The organism is Bacillus sp. EB106-07-01-XG149, from assembly GCF_058791555.1.
The window spans coordinates 867,509-886,067 of record NZ_JBYTDP010000003.1 but is presented as its reverse complement, the minus strand read 5'-3'; the positions used below and the strand labels follow the sequence as shown (position 1 = coordinate 886,067).

Sequence of the window (18,559 nt, the reverse complement as noted above, 5' to 3'; positions counted from 1 at the left end):
AAAAAAAGTACCGCATAGTAAAAAAAGTACTCCAAAATAAAATTTGGAGTACTTTTTTATTACACTAATTTATCTTACTTTCCTGCTTCGATTTTCTCTAATGCAGCAGCTACTTGCTCTTCAGTTAATTCGTGTTGCACGATATAACGATTACGTGGGTGTACACGACATTCATGAGAACATGCACGTAAATGTTTTGCTTCGTTTTCTTCAGAACATAAAATTTTCTTATTACATTCTGGATTTGCACAGTTTACATAGCGCTCACAAGGTTCACCTGTAAAGTGGTCTTTACCAACGATAACATGCTCTTTTTGGTTTACTGGTACAGAGATACGCTCATCGAACACGTAACATTGTCCATCCCAAAGCTCACCTTGTACTTCTGGGTCTTTGCCGTACGTTACAATACCGCCGTGAAGCTGACCTACATCTTCGTAGCCTTCACGAACTAACCAACCAGAAAACTTCTCACAACGAATTCCGCCTGTACAGTATGTTAAAATCTTTTTACCTTCAAGTGTTTCTTTGTTTTCTCTAATCCAATCTGGTAATTCACGGAATGATTCGATATCTGGTTTAATTGCACCCTTGAAGTGTCCTAAATCAAACTCATAATCATTTCGTGCATCAATAATAACTGTATCTTCTTGTTTCATTGCTTCATAAAAATCTTTTGGCTCTAAATACTTTCCAGTTATTTCGTGTGGGTTAATGTCATCTTCTAGACGAAGTGTCACTAACTCTGGACGAGGACGTACGTGCATTTTCTTGAATGCGTGCCCTTCTTCTTCATCTATTTTAAATACGATACCGTCAAAGCGTGGATCGTTGTTCATTGCTTCCATGTATTTCTCTGTTTGTTCTACAGTTCCAGAACAAGTTCCGTTAATTCCTTCTTTAGCTACAAGGATTCTTCCTTTTAATTCAAGTGAATTACAAAATGCTAAATGCTCTGCAGCGAATTCTTCAGGGTTTTCAATTGTTGTATACATGTAATATAGTAATACTCTGTATGGTTTTGTAGTTGCCAATGTATTTCTACCACCTATCTAATTTTTAAAATCATGTATAAGTTAACGTTCATATCAAAACATATATAATAAGAAAATGTATCCAAAGTTTTATGCATCCCATTTTCTTCTCTTTATACTATTTTCTATAAGTTAACAAAAATAAAAAACAAGATTACACATCAAAACACTATGGTTAAGTTGTAATCCCAATATATTATATATCATACAAATGCAATTCCATCAATTAATATGCTGTATTATAGGCTTTATGTTCACATAAATTTCAAAAATAGCCCTTTAATTCATTATGTTTCCCCACGTCATCACACCATAAACTCCCAATTTTTTATAACACGACACCATCTATTGCAGCAAGGCATATAATTTGCACTAAGGAAACATTTGTGTTCAAATAAAAATATCATCTAATACATCTAAATGTATTGAAATAAACAATAAGAATACTTACAATAATTTCATCAAGTTAACATTTCAAAGGGGAAAACTACTATGAATAAAGATATATCAAAAGATGAACAAGTCCCTTCTCAAAGTACAACTGTTCAATCCGCACACTTAGCTTTAAGTGGCGAAACGAAAGGCTGGAAACGACTGTTACCGTTTTTAGGACCCGCTTTTATCGCATCCGTAGCTTATATTGACCCTGGTAACTTTGCTACAAATATCGCAGCTGGTTCACAATACGGATATTTACTATTATGGGTTATATTCGCTTCTAACTTAATGGCAGTATTAATTCAAACTTTATCAGCTAAATTAGGAATTGCTACGGGAAATAATTTACCTGAAATAGCTCGCGAGCACTTTCCAAAACCTGTGTCTATCGGCTTATGGATACAAGGTGAACTCGTTATTATGGCTACAGATTTAGCTGAATTTATCGGGGCAGCACTCGGATTGTATTTATTATTTGGAATTCCTATGTTACCAGCTGCTTTAATTACAGCAGTCGGATCATTTATTATTCTTGAGTTTCAACGCAGAGGATTTCGCCCACTAGAAGCTATTATTACAGGGATGATTTTTATTGTAGTAATAGCATTTGGAATCCAAGTTTTTTATGCAAAACCAGAATTAAGTCCCCTTCTTTCAGGACTATTTATTCCGAAATTCCAAGGTGTAGACAGTATATTACTTGCAGCAGGGATATTAGGTGCGACAGTAATGCCACATGCAATCTATTTACATTCTGCATTGACACAACGCCGCGTGGTTGGAACAACTGACGAACAAAAGAAAAAGATTTTCCGTTTCGAATTTATTGATATCATTATTGCAATGGTTATCGCTGGAGCAATTAATGCGAGTATGTTAATTGTTGCTGCTGCACTATTCTTTAAAAATGGCTTGCATGTTGAAGATCTTGATGTTGCTTTTAACCAGTTCAGTACTTTAGTCGGTCCAGTATCGGCTGCTTTATTTGGAATTGGGCTCTTATCAGCAGGACTATCTAGCTCTTCTGTCGGTACAATGTCAGGTGACATTATTATGCAAGGATTCATTCGAATGCATATTCCGTTATATTTACGCCGCTTTATTACAATGATTCCACCCTTAGTTATTATCGCTTTAGGTGTAAATCCAACTTACGCTCTAGTCATGAGCCAAGTCGTCTTATCATTCGGTATTGCTTTTGCATTAGTACCACTTATTATGTTTACAAGCAGTAAAAAAATTATGGGTGCACTCGTTAACCACCGCATAACAACCTTTATCGCTTGGATCATTGCTGCACTTGTTATCATTTTAAATATTTTCTTACTGTATCAAACATTTATAGGATAATGAGAAAAGGTATTCCAATAAAACTGGAATACCTTTTTTCATTACCACTTATGTATGTACCTCTTTCTGGCATTATCACACCTTTCTCAGTTTGAAAGTAAAGTGGTAATCCTTCCGCAAGAAATATGCTCACATTTGATGGATCCTGCCTTTGATGATGAATATGTAAATGCGGCTCACTTGAACTTCCGGAGTTACCGACTTGGGCTAGAACCTCTCCTTCATTTACATGTTGGCCTTCCCTCACTTTAATTGATCCTTTCTTTAAATGGGCCAGAACCATAAATGTCCCTGATTCATCTAGTCGTAAATAAATATGATTCCCCGCCATTGACTGAAAATCATCCTCTCCTGGAACTACATCTTTTTCATCATTATTGATAGATACAACTGTTCCAGAAGCTGGTGCCATTACTTTCGCTCCATATATTCCATAATCCCCTAAATTACTACTTTTCGCTTCAGCAGGCGGAATAAGAATATCATATGCCCACCTTTCATTCGGTTTTATAACGTGATAGTTCGTTTCTAACCGATCACCACCCCATCCTACTAGTGCTCGTTCATTTAAGGGAAAACGAACGACTATTTTAGGACTCATAGTCTGTACATCTGCTGGGTAAGCAAGTCCGCCTATGTTAGCAAACCACCCTAAAGGCCAAGCACCAATTATAGAGAAAAGAACTATGAAGAGTAGTGTTCTATCTATTCGCTTTCTGAAAATAACTTTCCACACAAATAGTAATACTGACCCTATCAAAATAAAGATTGATACTACGCTAAAGGCTTGTATACTCCACCAAACAATAACTGATATAACACCATTAACTAAATAAACTACACTCCAACTTATAATTAAAAATGCAACTAAAATTACTAATACATATTTCTTCCACATGTTGTATCCCCACTCTCATATCTTTGTTCTACATGATACGAAGTGAACATTACGACATAAAAAAGAAATACTTACGACTTTCTTACATTTCTTTATACTGCGGTAAAACGATAATGAAAACAGTTTCTTTATCGTTACTACGCACAGTGATATCTCCTTTATGAAGTTCTGCTATACTTCTCGCAATTGCAAGTCCCATCCCTTTTCCACCCGTATGAGAGCTACGTGATTTTTCACCACGATAAAACTTTTCAAAAACGTAAGGAAGGTCCTCATTCGGAATGCATTGTCCAAAATTTTTAATTTCTATTTCAACATTCATGTCTCTTTTAGAAACTTGAATCAAAATCTGTTTTCCGTCTTTCCCGTACATAATACTATTACTAATTACATTTTCGAATAGCCTCACCATAAGCGCTACATCCATTTCCACATGTAACTCCTTATCACCGTTAATACAAAAGCTCATATCGGCATCATCTAGTAGTGGTACAAAATCAATCATGATTTGTTCAATGAACGCTTTCATATTTACTACACTTTTATGTAATTCGATTTCTCTATAATTTATTTGACAATATTCTAATAAATCATCTACTTGATTTTTTAATTCATAACTTTTTCGCTTTAATATACTTACATACTGTTCACATTCTTCTCCATTTGAATGAAGCTGATTTCCTAACAGGTCCGCGTAACCTATTAGAGATGTTACAGGTGTTCGTAAGTCATGAGAAATATTACTAATCATTTCATTTTTCATTTCCTGCGATTTTTTTTCATTTTCGATAGACTCTCTTAAACTTTTGGCCATTCTATTAACATTCGTTGCTAATTCACCAATCTCGTCATTTTTTGAAATAGGTATATGTATTTCCAAATTACCATTACTTATTTCTTTCACGTTCTTATTTATTTCAGATAGCCTTTTCATCATTGTTTTTGTCATGAATGCAAAGTATATTGTAGTAAAAGTTAAAAAAGCCATTAAATATAACAATGAATATTTTTCCTCTAATGCAGTAACATGACTATATATATTTCCAACTACAATTTGAAACGCTATTATACTTACAGTTGCTAACAAAATGCTACATATGAATGCGATAAAAAACTTAGTTCTAATGCCTTGTAATGATTTAATCTTCAATTTTATATCCGACTCCCCAAACATTTTGAATAAACTTCGGCTCTTTTGGATTCTCTTCAATTTTATTTCTTAATCTTGCAATATGAACCATTACTGTATTATTACTTTCATAGGCTCTTTCTTTCCAAACGCTCTCATATATTTCTTCAATAGTAAACACACGATTCTTTGCAGCAGCCATTAAGTACAAAATATCATATTCAGTTTTCGTAAGATTGATTGTTTCTCCATATAACATTACTGTTCTAGACACTTCATCTATTTCTAAACCTCTAATATTTATTTTCTTTTCTATTACTTGGACAGCATTTTGATTGAAATATGTATACCTTCTTAATTGAGCTTTCACTCTCGCTATAAATTCAATTGTACTAAACGGCTTCACAATATAATCATCTGCCCCAGTACTAAATCCAATTACTTTATCTACGTCCGATGATTTTGCGCTTAAGAACATAATTGGTAAACTATGTTTTTCTCTAATCCTTCTGCACAATTCTATCCCATCCATTTGTGGCATCATAATATCCAAAATAGCAAGTTGGATACTGTTATTATTTATTATTTTTAAAGCTTCTTCTCCGTTATGAGCACTAAAAACTTTAAAACCTTCTTGCATTAAATTCGCGTTAACAAATCGAACAATATCTTGATCATCATCTACAATTAAAATTGAGTTTTTCTCCATATATAAACCTCTTTTTGAAATATATTCCACAATCAATTTTATCACAAATTAAAACCATACTTCCCTCTTGAATAATCTTTTTTTTCAGATTAAATTATATAATAACAACACATTCTAGTTTCAGAAGAAATGGAGTGAAAGCATGTTTCCTATATTAAAAACCGACCGACTCATTTTACGAGATCTTACCGAAGAAGATGCACCGAGTATACTACAATGCTTTTCTAATACTGATGTACTGCGCTATTATGGCCAAAAACCATTACAAAATGTTGATCATGTGAAACAAGTCATTCATAACTTTAAGCTCAGTTACAATGCAAGAAGCGGTATAAAGTGGGGAATCGAATTAAAAGACAATAAAGAACTCATTGGTACCATTGGTTTTCACGATTGGTCTTCTGAGCATAAACGAGCCAATATAAGTTATGCCTTTCTCCCTGAACACTGGGGAAAAGGATATGCGACGGAGGCTGTTTCTGAAGTTATATCATACGGTTTCCACACACTTCATTTAAAACGGATCGGAGCAATTGTATTTCTTGAAAATGAAGCTTCCAATAAAGTGCTATTAAAATTAGGATTTGAAAAAGAAGGCGTTCTAAAAAATTATATGTATCAAGATGATATCCCATATGATACAAATTATTATTCTTTATTAAAATGAGTTTAATAGAAATTATACGTAAAAACTCGTTTCAGCATAATGAATCAAGATAGTGGATTTTTAACGAAAGATGGGAAACCGAGCGTTTTTCATTTCTTAGATCATCATACGACTGATGCGAAGTACAATAAATTATATAATCTAAACAAAGGGCATGAGCATATTCTTACTCATGTCCCTTTTTTACGTTCTTTTTCTGTTTTCGCAATGCATTTGGAATGTATACACAGAAAGGTTCGCTTTCCATGTAATCTCCCGTCATTGCATATGATTTAGAACGAGATCCTCCACAAACATATCGAAACCCACAAACTAAACTTTTTATAAGTTTTCAATATCATTACCTCTTTTCTAAAACCATAAAGAACGTACTATCCGGTAGCACAACCGCATTCCCAGACTCATCTTTAAAATCGATTTTCTCGCTAAGATGTTGTGTATATCCATCCTGTAAATAGTTCATAGCTTGAACGATGTTTACTTTATCTCCAAAGATACCCTTTACGAAATCCTTATAGTCGTTTGGCGTAAAGATTCCAAACTGCTCTTGCACCTCGTGAACAAAGGAATCCTCACCCCATGTATACGTATATAAGAACTCCATCGCATCGTTAACAGGCATTTTGACTGTATTGTCTGCAAGTACCTCATACTGGATTATACGCCCCTTAAATTCACGGACATACTGCTCTAAGAACTTCATTCCACCTGCATCTTTAAAATGAATCACACGCATTAACATTTTATCTTCAGTCATGATGCCATCACGAATGATAATACGACCTCCTGGCTTTATCACCTCGTAAGCACTCTGTAACCCCTTTTTAATTACTTCATGATTGAATTTCTTACCTTCATACTCAATATAAGAGAACAGCTCATGAAGGATAGAAGAATACACAATCGTATCAACCGATTCTTTATCAAACGAGCTACCTAAGTTGATTGCATCCCCTTTAATGACGTCCCAAGAACGACTTTCGTCCTGTTTCTTCTTTTTCAACGTATCAATCACATTTTCGGAAATATCGATACCGTAGATTCGTTTATCCTCGGTCTCTTCTTCAATCATGTCTAGCATAACACCACCACCGGATCCGACATCTACAATCGTATCTCCCTTTATATAATCAAGAATAATTCGTTTATCATCAGCCGAACTATTCATATGCTCCAAATACACTTCTTCGTTATGGAATCTATCATATGCATCCTTTCGTAACCCGAAGAAATCAAAGAGCAGTACATTTGCCCGAGCATGCATCATATCTATCTTTTCTGCCTCTACACAGAAGATGATTAACGCTTCACCTACAGCAGAAAACTGAAATGACACATACGCAGTCTTCATATCTTCATCGACTTTAACCTCAAAAGAAACATGTGTTGTATTCGGCTTCTCGTTCTCACGGTACTCCCGTAGATACTTCTCAATAACCCGCTTACGATACACATTGTCCTTCTTCTCGCCTTTGAAATCATAGTGCAACTGCTGCATCAATTTCTCGAAATGGATATGCTGAACCTTTCTAGTGCCTATCTCGTTCTTTAACATAACAAAAACTGTCCAAATATCCTCGAAGCTAAGGGCATGCATAGACGGTTCTACATACCACAAATCCTTATCAGATAAAAATGTTTGAACGTCTCTCTTCTCGCTCCCCATAATTATATCTTTTTCAAATACTGACTCCTTATGTTTTGGCGTGAGTCTATGTACACGAGAAGTAAATGGCTCCACATAACCATCAAATAGCCCATCAATTGTAATCTTCACATCGTTCTTTACTTCGCTCCACAAAGATTTTGATACACCTTCAATAATACATTGATTAAGATAGTATAGAATCTCCTTTAACCTAACGTCTCCGTATTCTTCTTTATATGTGTCAATTAAATCAATATGAGAGTTCAAACGAGCCTCTCCGCGGATATACTGCCCGATTAATCCATGTGTTCTAATTAAATCTCGAACAAACAAATACTCAGTAGAGTTTAAGTTTGTCTCTATATGTTCGATAAACTGAATATCACTAAAGATATCAGCAGAACCCTCGTTATGTACCAATAGATTGATTCCGTTCTTCTTCCATTTCTCTCGCTGTTTTAAAGAGCCTACCTTTGCAAGCTCACTATACGTTAGTACTTTTTCAATAATGCGATACGCTTCTTCATCTAAAGACAATCCATCTAACACTTGCAGCGTACGGTGTACATAGTACAACACCGCATCTGTTTTTAATTCACCAAGTACTTGTACATTCTCATAGTTTTGATGTATCTCCTCTGCCTCGATTAGATACTTTAACCACGTAGGGAGAGTATTAGAAAACCCTTCAATGTATTTATTTAGAACCTCAATATTTTTCAACTTATTTACCCCCATATATAATCAATATCAGTAGTATGGTCTGGGACATCTTCTCTAAAAAGATTATCACCTTATCTCCCCTTTACCATCTATATCTCTTTCAAATACAAATGCATCAAACCGAGTCTTTTTATCATGTAAAAGAGAGTTATCAATTTCGTTTCTAACATGCCAAGTTTGTAACACATTCTTTTGTTCATCTCTTATTTTAACTTCATCAGGAATTTCGGCGGAATAAACAGCAGGACGCAGCGAAGCATTTCTTACATTAATAAACATTTGTTGTGATAGAATCAACCGAAAATAGAAACGGCAAGCGGGTGCACTCCACTTGCCATTTTTTCATAGCTTAGTATGTATTTGAATTTCTTTTGCTTTCTCTTTTTCACCCTTCACTCGTACAATTAAATCATATGATCCGGATTTTGGCGCTTCAAAAGAAAGCAGACCTTCTTGTTGAGAAGTGACTTCTTCTTCATAAATAACCTTATCACCTTTTGTAACTTGCAATAAAATCGTACCTTCTTCAACGGCTGCTTCATAAGGAATTTCCACATTTCCTTTTTCAGCTTTAATCGTTTGCACATCGTAATACCCTTGCAACGAACCAATTTTTAAAGTCGTTTCGCCATTTTTTTGAACCTTTGTGACTTGTGTTGCTGTATTGCATGCGCTTAACAATACAACAAGAGTGAGAATCATAAATAAACGTAGTAATTTCATAGAAATTCTCCTTTTTTATGTATATGAATTAAATTTCTAACTCTAAATTTTGTACCATCTTATTTCCCACCTCTTAAAATAACTGTTTTTATAATAAAATAAGTAATAGAAAATAATAAACAAGTACCCATTGTACCAAAAACTGCAACTGAGATGTTACCTGCTAATGTTTCATTTGGATCTAATGCATTAGGTAAAATTGTACCCAAAATTGCAATACAGGCTAATACAACCATAAAATATTTAAATCTTTTTATTTTCTTTTTCATACTAATTATCCCCTTTATTCCTTAACATTAACTTCTAAACCAAATCCCATAAACCTACACCAGGACCTAATGGTACATGGAATTTGACTCTGCTTTTTCTAGCTTCAAAGGATCCCCCGAGATTCCCAAATTAATATCCCCAAGTATTATACATATCCATTAATTCATATAGAAAAAGCCCCGTTCAAATCAAACACTTAAGCTCCCTTATTTTTATAATACTCAAATAATTATACACAAACATCGCTATCGATTCATCTTAATACCTCAATTACCTTTTAAGTATATCAATGACAAAATATATAATCTAATATTTTTTATATAATTAAAAACAAACATAGTTACAACAAGAGATTGTTTGTATGCTGATTTGTACTGTATTCCCTTATTCCATGTACTCTTTAAAAAAACCTTACTTTTTAAAAAGTAAGGTTTTTTGTATTTATTCATTAGCGATATAAGCATTCTTATACGTATAAACACCACCAAATTGATGCTTCTCAATTCCTTTTACATAATCCTTTTGTATGTAAGCTGATCCCATTTGATAAAGCGGTGCAACTGCAGCATCCTCTAGCAGAATACGCTCGGCCTCTTGCAATGCTTCCCATCTTTTCTTTTGATCTAGTACAAAATCGCTTTTCGCTTTCTTTATTAATTCATCGTAGTGAAGGTTAGAATAATTCATTTTGTTATTCTGATTATCCGTCGTAAAGAGTTCTAAATAACTAATTGGGTCTTTATAATCCGGTCCCCAATTTGCCATAGATATATCGTAATCTCCTGTTTGTTCTAACTGTAATTTTTGCTTAAATGGCTGTTGATTAATTTGTATCGTGAGTCCTTGCAAATGCTTTTCTAAGTCACCTTTTATATATTCTGCCATACGTTTTGCATTATCTTGTTCATACGTTAAAAACTCGAGGTTTACTTCTTCTACTCCCAGTTCTTTTTTCGCTTCTTCCCAAATCTTTTTCGCATTTTGCAAATCATATGGAGAAAGATCTCCATTTTCTTTTCTCAAATCTTTACCAGTCTCTTCATTTATATGACCAGCCGGTACAAGTCCACTTGCAGACTTTGCCCCGTTATTAATAAAGTGAGCAACGAAATCTTCTTTATTTAACGCTAATGAAATAGATTGGCGCACCTTTTTATTTGCTAACGCACTATTTTTCTCATTAAAACGTATCATAGCAATTCCAGGATCGCTCGACATATGTAATTCCTTATTCCCTTTATACTTGTCTACAAATTGAGAATTAATAGACACCCGGTCTAAATCACCAGCTTCGTATAAATTAACAGCCGTCATTGTATCCTTTACAATTTGAAAGTTTATCTCGTCTAATTTCACTTTCTTTTCATCCCAATATGTAGCATTCTTCTTTAATTGAAACTCTTGTTCATGCTTCCATTTCTCTAATACAAATGGCCCGTTATATATGAGATTACTAGGTTCCAATGCATAATTCTTTCCTTGTTCTTTCAAAAATGATTCATGCTGTGGTAAGTAAATCGGCAGTGCTAACAACTGTAAAAAATACGGAATTGGCTGTTCGAGTTCCACTTCTAACGTATAATCATTTATTGCTTTAACCCCAAGTGTATCAAGAGGCATTGTTCCTTTATTAATTTCTTTCGCATTTTTCACATGAAAGAGCATGTACGCATATTGAGATGCTGTTTCAGGTTTAATTGCACGTTTCCACGCAAACATAAAATCATTTGCTGTCACACTGTCTCCATTTGACCATTTTGTATCTTTACGCAAATCAAATGTATATTTTTTACCATCTTTACTTCTTTTAAACGATTTTGCTACTGCTGGAATAGGCTGATCTTGATCATCTAATACATACAAACCTTCAAATATGTTTTGCATAACGTGCGCTGATGTACCATCCATCGTTTTCGCAGTATCAAGAGAAGGAATTTCTTCTGATACTGTTACATTTAACACTTGTTTTTTAGCTTCTGCATCACTTTTATTCGCTTTATTATTACAAGCTGTTAATAATAAAGTTGTAACAAGTGCCATTACCATTAAATGGCTCTTTTTTTGCTTCATGAATTGTTCTCCTTAAGTATAAAATATTATAAAGCGTTATATATTATAGCAGAAATATGAACAGAAAGATGCGACATTCTTTTGAATATTTATTCGTTCAAGAAAAAAGCTATCCTTTTAGAAATGGATAGCTTTTCCATAATAAAATCAAAACTAGTTGTCGTCTCAATTGTTTGAAGGAAATGTTTTTTCAAAACTAACTCTTCTACATAAATAGCTATACGTTCGTCACAATAATTTTTAAAGCGTCATCCTAAAAAATCTATCTTTTTTTATCAGTGTTAACACATAAAAAGAAGTTAAGATACAAAAATAGGCTGTGGAGAAGACCTGATATGCTCCCCTTAAGGTAGACAGATTAAAAAATAAAGTTTCTAGTGTTGTAATGAGTACATCACATATATCCGTGACAAACTTTCCATCATCAACAACAAGTTGATTATTGACAGACTATTTAAAAACCTTTCATATTCAGTAATATAATATAGCGGACAAAAGCGCTATTTCCATTTCTACATATTCTATGTGATGTATCAGGACATTAAAATTTTATTTTTAGCGACTAATATTTCTTTCTTACCTATGTTGCGCACCTCAAATCGATCGAATAAAATAAATTAACATTCAAACTAAATATTAGAATTTATAGGTTAGAATTACATTTGTATAAACTCATAAATTACATATTAATTACCTAGTAGTTTTTCACAAAAGAATAGAGGCACCAATACATGATTGGTACCTCTACTATAATCAATTCTATTCCAGCATCAAACTGTTCGTTAAATAGGAATTTAACGTGAAGATGAAATTTATAGTTTAAGTTTATTTTCTCCCCTCCTCTTGTTGTACAAAGACATGAAAATGGATACTTTTTAGACAAGAAAGTGGGTACTTCTAATTCTATCATTGTTTTAGGACAAGAAAGTGGATACTTTTTTTATAAAGGAATTACTTTAGTTATATATATCTACGTACATCTTTACCATGATTTTTAATAGCAAATCTGTTAATTAAAAGGTACAGTTGCGTATAACGATTCTTTCTAAAATAAATATATATGTATTTAAATTTGTATTAGGATTTAAACAAACAAATTTCAATTGTATTTTACTTAGTCCTTATAATTTCTTAATTTTGAGTAACCATAAAATGGTTAATTGTTTATAAATAATGAAGAATAAAATAAAAAAAGTGCTACATTATTAAATGAGCACATGTAAGATACCTTTGATTACTGCCTTTACTTATTATTAGAGATGTCATTGGTTCACAGGATAAGACAATTGTTTTAAACGTTAAAAGTGAAATGTTCTTTTCAATAGTTCTTTCCATTTGTTTGGAAAACAGTAGGAAAGAACTATACATACGGTACCAAAAGATAAAAAAATTTTCATATCCTTAAGAGACCTTGAAAAGGTATAGGGACGGTTACTATAATGTCCTAATATAAAACTGATCCAAGCTGTTAAAATAAATACAGATATTGTAATTACTCCTACAAAAGCAAGCCATCTATTTTTGTTCTGTTTATAAAACTTTCTGTTCAGCCAAATTAAAGTAACGCACATCAAAAATATAGGAATTGCTATAGTAACAGACCAATTTATTTGATTATCAACCATATCTAATGCAAGTAATAAACATATAATTGTAATATTTAATATGAGGGCTTTTCTTTTAATTTTCTTAGAGAAAATATACATTACAATCCAAATAGAAATGACTGAACTGCTACTATATAGAGACCATGTTAACGTTTTAGCTAATATAAAATTAATTAAGGTTGGAATGAAAAGAGCTAAAAGAGCCCCTACGCTAAAGATACGAAAGATTAGCTTTAATACGTTATCTCTTACATTTTCATACATACTATAATAGTGAGGAAAACCATTTTCTTTAAGAAGCTGTTCATCACTTGAGACTTTAGGGATATAGGTAAAGCATAACGGGCAAGGGATTTGATCCCTTTCTACCTGAATACCGCACTTTGGACAATATGCCACTAGTATCCCCTCCTGTTAGATTCTATTTTCACATTAATGCCCTCTTTTTTTAGTTTTCTAAAGAATTCCCGTTCTACAATTTGAATATCAGATATATTTCCGAAAGTGATATACATGTAAGAGCCAAAACTAATAACCCCGGCTTTTATTTTATTCCCTACACTAGGAGGTGGATAGAATTCAAATCGTTCAATAAACGGCTCTATGTCCTTATTCAGAGATACTACTCCTAAATTAGAGATAGAGCTTGTATACAAACTTTCCCCAAATTTTGAGTGTATAATAGGTGCCAATTGGTCCTTAATAGTAAGTGGCAAAAGTCGTAGCAAGACATTTCTTTCTCCACGAACATTTCGAGCAATAAGTGGTTTCAGTTGTTTGCTGTTTAAATATCGTTTAAATTCTATTTGAACCTTCTGTACAATCTCATGAAATGTGTATTCTCCTAAACGAGGATCAATTGTTATGGGTATACTGACAAAGAAATTGCGAAGCGTTTGACTTTCAAAAAAGTTCCGCAAGTTAACAGGTACATTAATGGTGATAGGTTTAGTATTAGCTGCTAGCGCAGACTGGATTTCAATTAATACCTCTATGTATTTAGATGTTAAATAAGTAGTAATGCTTATATCTTGAGATTTAGCTAATTGTTTAATTTCCCTTATATCGATCTCTCCAGTAGTAATATGATATATTCCCTTTTTATCAAACTTAAATGGAAGTTTGTATGCATAATCAAGCCCTTCTTGCCAGCTTGGTACATTTTCTTCGTAATATGTTGCAAAAGAATCTTCAAACTCTAAGTTAATTCTATTTTTCGTTTCCATTTGCAAATCAAGAGATTCTTTCCTTGTAACATAATAAGTCACTAAAATTTTTAAAAATTCTAAAGCCCCTGTACCGTCTGTCAGCATATGTGAAACTTCAAAAGATATTCTTCTATTATAATAAAGAATACGATAAGGAAATGTATTATGACTGGTGAAAAACAAATTAGAACAAGGATAGTAATGCTCTATTGAAGCAATAGGAATTTCATTCGTTTTTTTAAAATAATTCCAGAAAATCCCCTTCTTTACGATTACTTTAAATAGAGGGAGTTGTTCTAAAGTTTGTTCAATAGCCCATTGTAAAACTTCAGGATTAACCATGCTTTTAAGGTTAACTGAAAGTCTAAAAACCGTAGAAACTCTTGATGTAACAGTTGAAGCATATAGCTTTCCAGCATTATCTAGTTTGTACCACTCTGCGTTCATTGTTATCTCCTTTGCATAAAGAAAGAATCTAACAGTTTGTATTCAATGAATATGCACTATAAGTAATGATGTACAGAAATACATACAGCAAGTGCATTCATCTAGATTCCTCCTAGTTTTATATTTTCACAAACAAGGTCTCTTTATTCCTCTCCAACAAGTCCAATGAAGAAATCTTGTAAAACCAATGGTTAAATAATTACCGGCTCTGTACCCTGTATCCTCAATTGGCTTGCCAAAAACATACTGCGATACAAATCCACCCATTTTGAAAAAATCGATCAAAATGGGTAGAAGGTTTTTGAGTTTTGAAATTTTTAATATTTAAATGAAACTACATTATTTTCTTTGTACATATTTTCCTAGGATACTTAGAAATTTTAAGATTAACGAACAAATTTAAGGTTTATGTCCCCATTATTAGCATTGACATCTAATTTTTTATCACCACCACTTTTATTTTCTGGCAGATTGTTTTTACCTTTAGAAGCTTTGCTCGAAATACTAAATACATCATATGATCCTACTATGGTTCCATTTATACCACCATTTTTTGAATCTAATTTCAATGTATCTTCAACTGCAACTTTTTCTATATCTAGGTTACCATTTGAAACTGTTGCATCAACGGAACCTTTCACGTTCACATTTGATAAATTGATATCGTCATTTTTCGTTTCCATTTTGAAGCTTTTTTCAATTGCTACATTAGAAGCTTTTATTTTCCCATTGGAAGTTATTGCGTCAACGGATCCAGATATATTTATTTCTGATAGATTAATATCTCCTTTAGAGGTTTTTATTTCCATACCGCTTTCCATACCGCGCGGAACTGATATCTTAACATTTCTATGTGTTTTATCGGAATTGAGACCAACATAATCTTTCAATTCTTTATTAGTACTGGCTTTCATTATTAAATTCTTTTCATCTGAAACATTTATTTCATAGGATTCTTTATCATTTTCAAAATACGTAATATGAATTTCATTATCGTTTGATTTTACTACATCAACACTACGATCCATATCAGACAGAGATATTTGAGAAATCTTACCTGCTTCTATTGAATAGCTCTTTTCCTCATATTTTATTGGATGTTTTTGCTTATCAGAACTAGCATCATTTGTACACGCAGAAGTAAAAGCTAGTACTGAACCAACAAGAACAGTGACAGGTAAAACTCTTTTAAAAGGTTTTTTCATAATTTATAACACCACTTTCTAAATAAATACATAAATCAATCTTCATTTTTGTGATTTCAAGATTTAATGCATAAATTTTTATATTTGGAATTCGACCAAAATATTTGTCTCTTGGCCGAATCCATACTTTTCTTTACAAGAGAATAATATTTCGCTCTCATTTTGAGTGAATTAATGTTGAGCGTTAATCCATCCTGAGATATCTTCTATCACTTGAGAATCTACATGTGCTGGTTTGTTATAAATACTACCATCAAATTTATCTGCGGAACCGCCTGGCATAAACAAATGACTCAGCCCTGGATAAAGCTTGAAACTGACATTGTCTTTACCAGCAAGTGTTTCTTGCCACAGTTTATAATCCACTTTTTCTAAGACATGAAAATCAGTTGTACCTTGCATGATAAACATCGGAATATTTAGATTTTTAACAATACTTACTCCATTGATTTTATTCAAACTATTCCAATATCTAGCCGGATAACCAAGTATAACTTCTGTTTTATCAGCGGAGTTGAGTTTCTTGATTTTTTCTACTCCCGCTTTCGTATTATCCAGTTCCTCTTTTTTACGCTCGTCCGATAGGTTTTCTTGTTTCAATCGCAATTTAGTCTGTGTCAACACTATATCCTCTAATCGACGTAGGGGACCAGCCATTGAGACAAAGCCTTTAATTTCTGGATTATCCTGTGCAATCTTTGGTCCTACTAAACCACCCTGGCTATGCCCAATTAGATAGATCCTGTTACTATCTACTCTTTCATCTTCTTTAACAAGTCGAACTGCCTCTTTAGCATCTTTCAAATATTCTGTTTCCACATCAAAAACATCATTCGGATAGGCATAAGAGCGTTTGTCATAACGGATAGAAGCAATTCCCTTTTCTGCCAGACCGTGTGCAATATCCGCAAAAGGACGATTAAGGCCTGTGCCAATGATAGAATCCATATTATTGGGACCAGATCCCTGAAGTAAAATTGCAACCGGTGGCTTTTCTATTCCTTTAGGGAGAGTTAGCAACCCATTCAATTTTTTTTCATTGTAACCAACTTTAATGGAAGATTCTTCCCACTTTTCCCCTTCCTTTGGTTTCACTATAAGTGGCTGCATCTGAGTTTGAATGTCTGCTACCTTACCATCCTTTGTATAAACAAAAGTTGTTTGCAAATTATTTTTACGATGTACTGTAGTAATAGACACTTTCCCATTTTTATCTTTCGAATTAAATACTTCCGATTCTGTATTTAGAGCAGGCCCTAATTGAGATGTTAAAGATCTCCATTTAGAAGCAAACTCTTCCTTAGGTAATTTACTTGTCATTTCCTGAGTTACATTTTTATAAAGTTGATCGAAATCATTTTTCTGAAATTGCTCCAAATAGGCTGCACTTTTCATTTTTAAATCTTTCTCATCAAAACTTTTTGTGCCTTGCGTAACATTTTGGTTCTGTGAATTCTTATCCGACTTTTCTGGCGTTGTACCACAGGCTGCAAGTGAGATTATTATTGCACTTGCTACAATAGGCTTGGTCAACTTAAACATAATAATCCCTCCACTAATCTTTAGTTAGTAATCTCAGCGCGTATGAAGTTGCCTATAATAGTTAAGATGGTTATTTTTATGTTCTATCTGATTCTCAGGATGCTATCCTGTCCTATTTACTTACACTCAGCAAAATATAACGGATGCTCATTTCACCTTTAAAGCCTCAATCCTTTGGTAAATAAAAAACTTATTAATATTTAAATCTTCTTACGACTTACGACCAATACACATAAAACATAGACAATGGCAGATACTACAAGACAACTTATTATTTGAATAACTGCGTTTGGAGTAAAGATTAGTGTGTCAAATATCAAGCCTAATACTTTTCGAAGTGAAGCAATAGGTGTAAATACACAAATGATAGCTACAATGATAATATCTGTAAGCCAACCATACCAAGATCCTTGGATTGTAGTTAATGTATGAACAATCAAAGCAACCATCAGCAAAAATACAAATTGACGAATGAAGGCAATACTAACTCCGTTATTCCCCCAGCCAAAAACACCAAATGGGTTGGCTACAAATCCATTATTACCAACAGGTAATAATTTATCTAAGTAAAGATAGCAAAGCACCGTAAATACTGAAATCACAAGAGCGAAACCAATATAATTTATAAGAATTCCTCTCATATAGTCCAGCTTTTTTACATTAAGATTCATAATTTTCCGGAAATTTCTAGCAGGAATAAGCACCGCACTCATTAAAATTATGATATAAGAGTAAAATCCAAAACTTAAATAAAATTGGCCTTTATCTGTTGTTCCTAGTAAATCATTGATTACGTAACTAATTATTTGTAAGAAAATCGCTGAGATAAAAATAACGTACGATAATTTTACTTTCTTAAAATTTAGCTTTGCTACAGCAAGTGCATTCATC

At 33.2% G+C, this 18,559-nt stretch carries 15 protein-coding genes and 1 pseudogene; 2 read left to right on the top strand and 14 right to left on the bottom strand.

Translation table 11 applies throughout. The features are described from left to right. Positions 1–74: 74 nt before the first annotated feature. A complete protein-coding gene (gene trhO / locus AC3WTA_RS16875) occupies positions 75–1,034 on the bottom strand; it encodes an oxygen-dependent tRNA uridine(34) hydroxylase TrhO (protein ID WP_000246220.1) in 960 nt (319 codons plus the stop codon). A 492-nt stretch (positions 1,035–1,526) separates the two neighbouring features. On the opposite strand from trhO, the gene AC3WTA_RS16870 reads away from it, so the two are divergent. Continuing rightward, positions 1,527–2,822 (top strand): Nramp family divalent metal transporter, encoded by a 1,296-nt coding sequence (locus AC3WTA_RS16870; protein WP_001030663.1) that lies wholly within the window; start codon positions 1,527–1,529, stop codon positions 2,820–2,822. On the opposite strand, the gene AC3WTA_RS16865 is transcribed toward AC3WTA_RS16870, so the two are convergent. The 3 genes from AC3WTA_RS16865 to AC3WTA_RS16855 all read right to left on the bottom strand — a co-directional run bounded on the left by AC3WTA_RS16865 (position 2,812) and on the right by AC3WTA_RS16855 (position 5,558). Further along, positions 2,812–3,720: a M23 family metallopeptidase gene (locus AC3WTA_RS16865; RefSeq protein ID WP_000265690.1), complete on the bottom strand. Its 909-nt coding sequence runs from the start codon at positions 3,718–3,720 to the stop codon at positions 2,812–2,814. The genes AC3WTA_RS16870 and AC3WTA_RS16865 overlap by 11 nt on opposite strands. An 82-nt stretch (positions 3,721–3,802) precedes the next feature. Further along, the gene (locus AC3WTA_RS16860; RefSeq protein WP_000695291.1) at positions 3,803–4,870 is read right to left on the bottom strand and encodes a sensor histidine kinase; all 1,068 of its coding nucleotides are present in this window, start codon (positions 4,868–4,870) and stop codon (positions 3,803–3,805) included. After that, complete coding sequence (locus AC3WTA_RS16855; RefSeq protein ID WP_000414549.1) at positions 4,860–5,558, bottom strand: response regulator transcription factor; 699 nt, start codon at positions 5,556–5,558, stop codon at positions 4,860–4,862. The genes AC3WTA_RS16860 and AC3WTA_RS16855 overlap by 11 nt, the downstream gene beginning before the upstream one ends. A 142-nt stretch (positions 5,559–5,700) precedes the next feature. On the opposite strand from AC3WTA_RS16855, the gene AC3WTA_RS16850 reads away from it, so the two are divergent. After that, positions 5,701–6,225 (top strand): GNAT family N-acetyltransferase, encoded by a 525-nt coding sequence (locus AC3WTA_RS16850; protein WP_000483961.1) that lies wholly within the window; start codon positions 5,701–5,703, stop codon positions 6,223–6,225. Positions 6,226–6,391: 166 nt separating this feature from the next. Here the strand turns inward: AC3WTA_RS16850 and AC3WTA_RS16845 are convergent. The 10 genes and pseudogenes from AC3WTA_RS16845 to AC3WTA_RS16800 form a co-directional block, all read right to left on the bottom strand. Beyond that, positions 6,392–6,538, bottom strand: a pseudogene (locus AC3WTA_RS16845) (radical SAM/SPASM domain-containing protein); the annotation flags it as partial. A 27-nt stretch (positions 6,539–6,565) separates the two neighbouring features. After that, positions 6,566–8,611 carry a class I SAM-dependent methyltransferase gene (locus AC3WTA_RS16840; RefSeq protein WP_078176846.1) on the bottom strand — a complete coding sequence of 682 codons (2,046 nt, stop codon included), beginning with the start codon at positions 8,609–8,611 and terminating at the stop codon, positions 6,566–6,568. A gap of 327 nt (positions 8,612–8,938) precedes the next feature. Continuing rightward, complete coding sequence (locus AC3WTA_RS16835) at positions 8,939–9,319, bottom strand: BA_1872 family lipoprotein (RefSeq protein ID WP_000771817.1); 381 nt, start codon at positions 9,317–9,319, stop codon at positions 8,939–8,941. Positions 9,320–9,378: 59 nt separating this feature from the next. Beyond that, entirely contained in the window at positions 9,379–9,588 is a 210-nt protein-coding gene (locus tag AC3WTA_RS16830; RefSeq protein WP_000726954.1) for a hypothetical protein, read from the bottom strand. Positions 9,589–10,030: 442 nt separating this feature from the next. Continuing rightward, the gene (locus AC3WTA_RS16825) at positions 10,031–11,659 is read right to left on the bottom strand and encodes a peptide ABC transporter substrate-binding protein (protein WP_000810615.1); all 1,629 of its coding nucleotides are present in this window, start codon (positions 11,657–11,659) and stop codon (positions 10,031–10,033) included. A gap of 1,298 nt (positions 11,660–12,957) precedes the next feature. Beyond that, the gene (locus tag AC3WTA_RS16820) at positions 12,958–13,665 is read right to left on the bottom strand and encodes a DUF6320 domain-containing protein (RefSeq protein WP_000312746.1); all 708 of its coding nucleotides are present in this window, start codon (positions 13,663–13,665) and stop codon (positions 12,958–12,960) included. Continuing rightward, positions 13,665–14,921, bottom strand: coding sequence for a hypothetical protein (locus AC3WTA_RS16815; RefSeq protein WP_000990901.1), 1,257 nt, complete (start codon positions 14,919–14,921; stop codon positions 13,665–13,667). Before AC3WTA_RS16815 ends, AC3WTA_RS16820 begins: the two co-directional genes overlap by 1 nt. 386 nt (positions 14,922–15,307) lie before the next feature. After that, a complete protein-coding gene (locus AC3WTA_RS16810) occupies positions 15,308–16,126 on the bottom strand; it encodes a DUF4097 family beta strand repeat-containing protein (protein ID WP_000742824.1) in 819 nt (272 codons plus the stop codon). Between the two features lie 171 nt (positions 16,127–16,297). After that, complete coding sequence (locus AC3WTA_RS16805; RefSeq protein ID WP_000475608.1) at positions 16,298–17,668, bottom strand: alpha/beta hydrolase; 1,371 nt, start codon at positions 17,666–17,668, stop codon at positions 16,298–16,300. Positions 17,669–17,868: 200 nt separating this feature from the next. Beyond that, complete coding sequence (locus tag AC3WTA_RS16800; protein WP_000992378.1) at positions 17,869–18,558, bottom strand: hypothetical protein; 690 nt, start codon at positions 18,556–18,558, stop codon at positions 17,869–17,871. Position 18,559 lies beyond the last annotated feature (1 nt).

Bases quoted from the DNA above. Each gene is read 5' to 3' on its own strand.
- AC3WTA_RS16825 (WP_000810615.1), bottom strand. From the start codon at position 11,659: ATGAAGCAAAAAAAGAGCCATTTAATGGTAATGGCACTTGTTACAACT.
- AC3WTA_RS16840 (WP_078176846.1), bottom strand. From the start codon at position 8,611: ATGGGGGTAAATAAGTTGAAAAATATTGAGGTTCTAAATAAATACATT.
- AC3WTA_RS16850 (WP_000483961.1), top strand. From the start codon at position 5,701: ATGTTTCCTATATTAAAAACCGACCGACTCATTTTACGAGATCTTACC.
- AC3WTA_RS16835 (WP_000771817.1), bottom strand. From the start codon at position 9,319: ATGAAATTACTACGTTTATTTATGATTCTCACTCTTGTTGTATTGTTA.
- AC3WTA_RS16800 (WP_000992378.1), bottom strand. From the start codon at position 18,558: ATGAATGCACTTGCTGTAGCAAAGCTAAATTTTAAGAAAGTAAAATTA.
- AC3WTA_RS16810 (WP_000742824.1), bottom strand. From the start codon at position 16,126: ATGAAAAAACCTTTTAAAAGAGTTTTACCTGTCACTGTTCTTGTTGGT.
- AC3WTA_RS16870 (WP_001030663.1), top strand. From the start codon at position 1,527: ATGAATAAAGATATATCAAAAGATGAACAAGTCCCTTCTCAAAGTACA.
- AC3WTA_RS16865 (WP_000265690.1), bottom strand. From the start codon at position 3,720: ATGTGGAAGAAATATGTATTAGTAATTTTAGTTGCATTTTTAATTATA.
- AC3WTA_RS16805 (WP_000475608.1), bottom strand. From the start codon at position 17,668: ATGTTTAAGTTGACCAAGCCTATTGTAGCAAGTGCAATAATAATCTCA.
- AC3WTA_RS16855 (WP_000414549.1), bottom strand. From the start codon at position 5,558: ATGGAGAAAAACTCAATTTTAATTGTAGATGATGATCAAGATATTGTT.
- AC3WTA_RS16830 (WP_000726954.1), bottom strand. From the start codon at position 9,588: ATGAAAAAGAAAATAAAAAGATTTAAATATTTTATGGTTGTATTAGCC.
- AC3WTA_RS16815 (WP_000990901.1), bottom strand. From the start codon at position 14,921: ATGAACGCAGAGTGGTACAAACTAGATAATGCTGGAAAGCTATATGCT.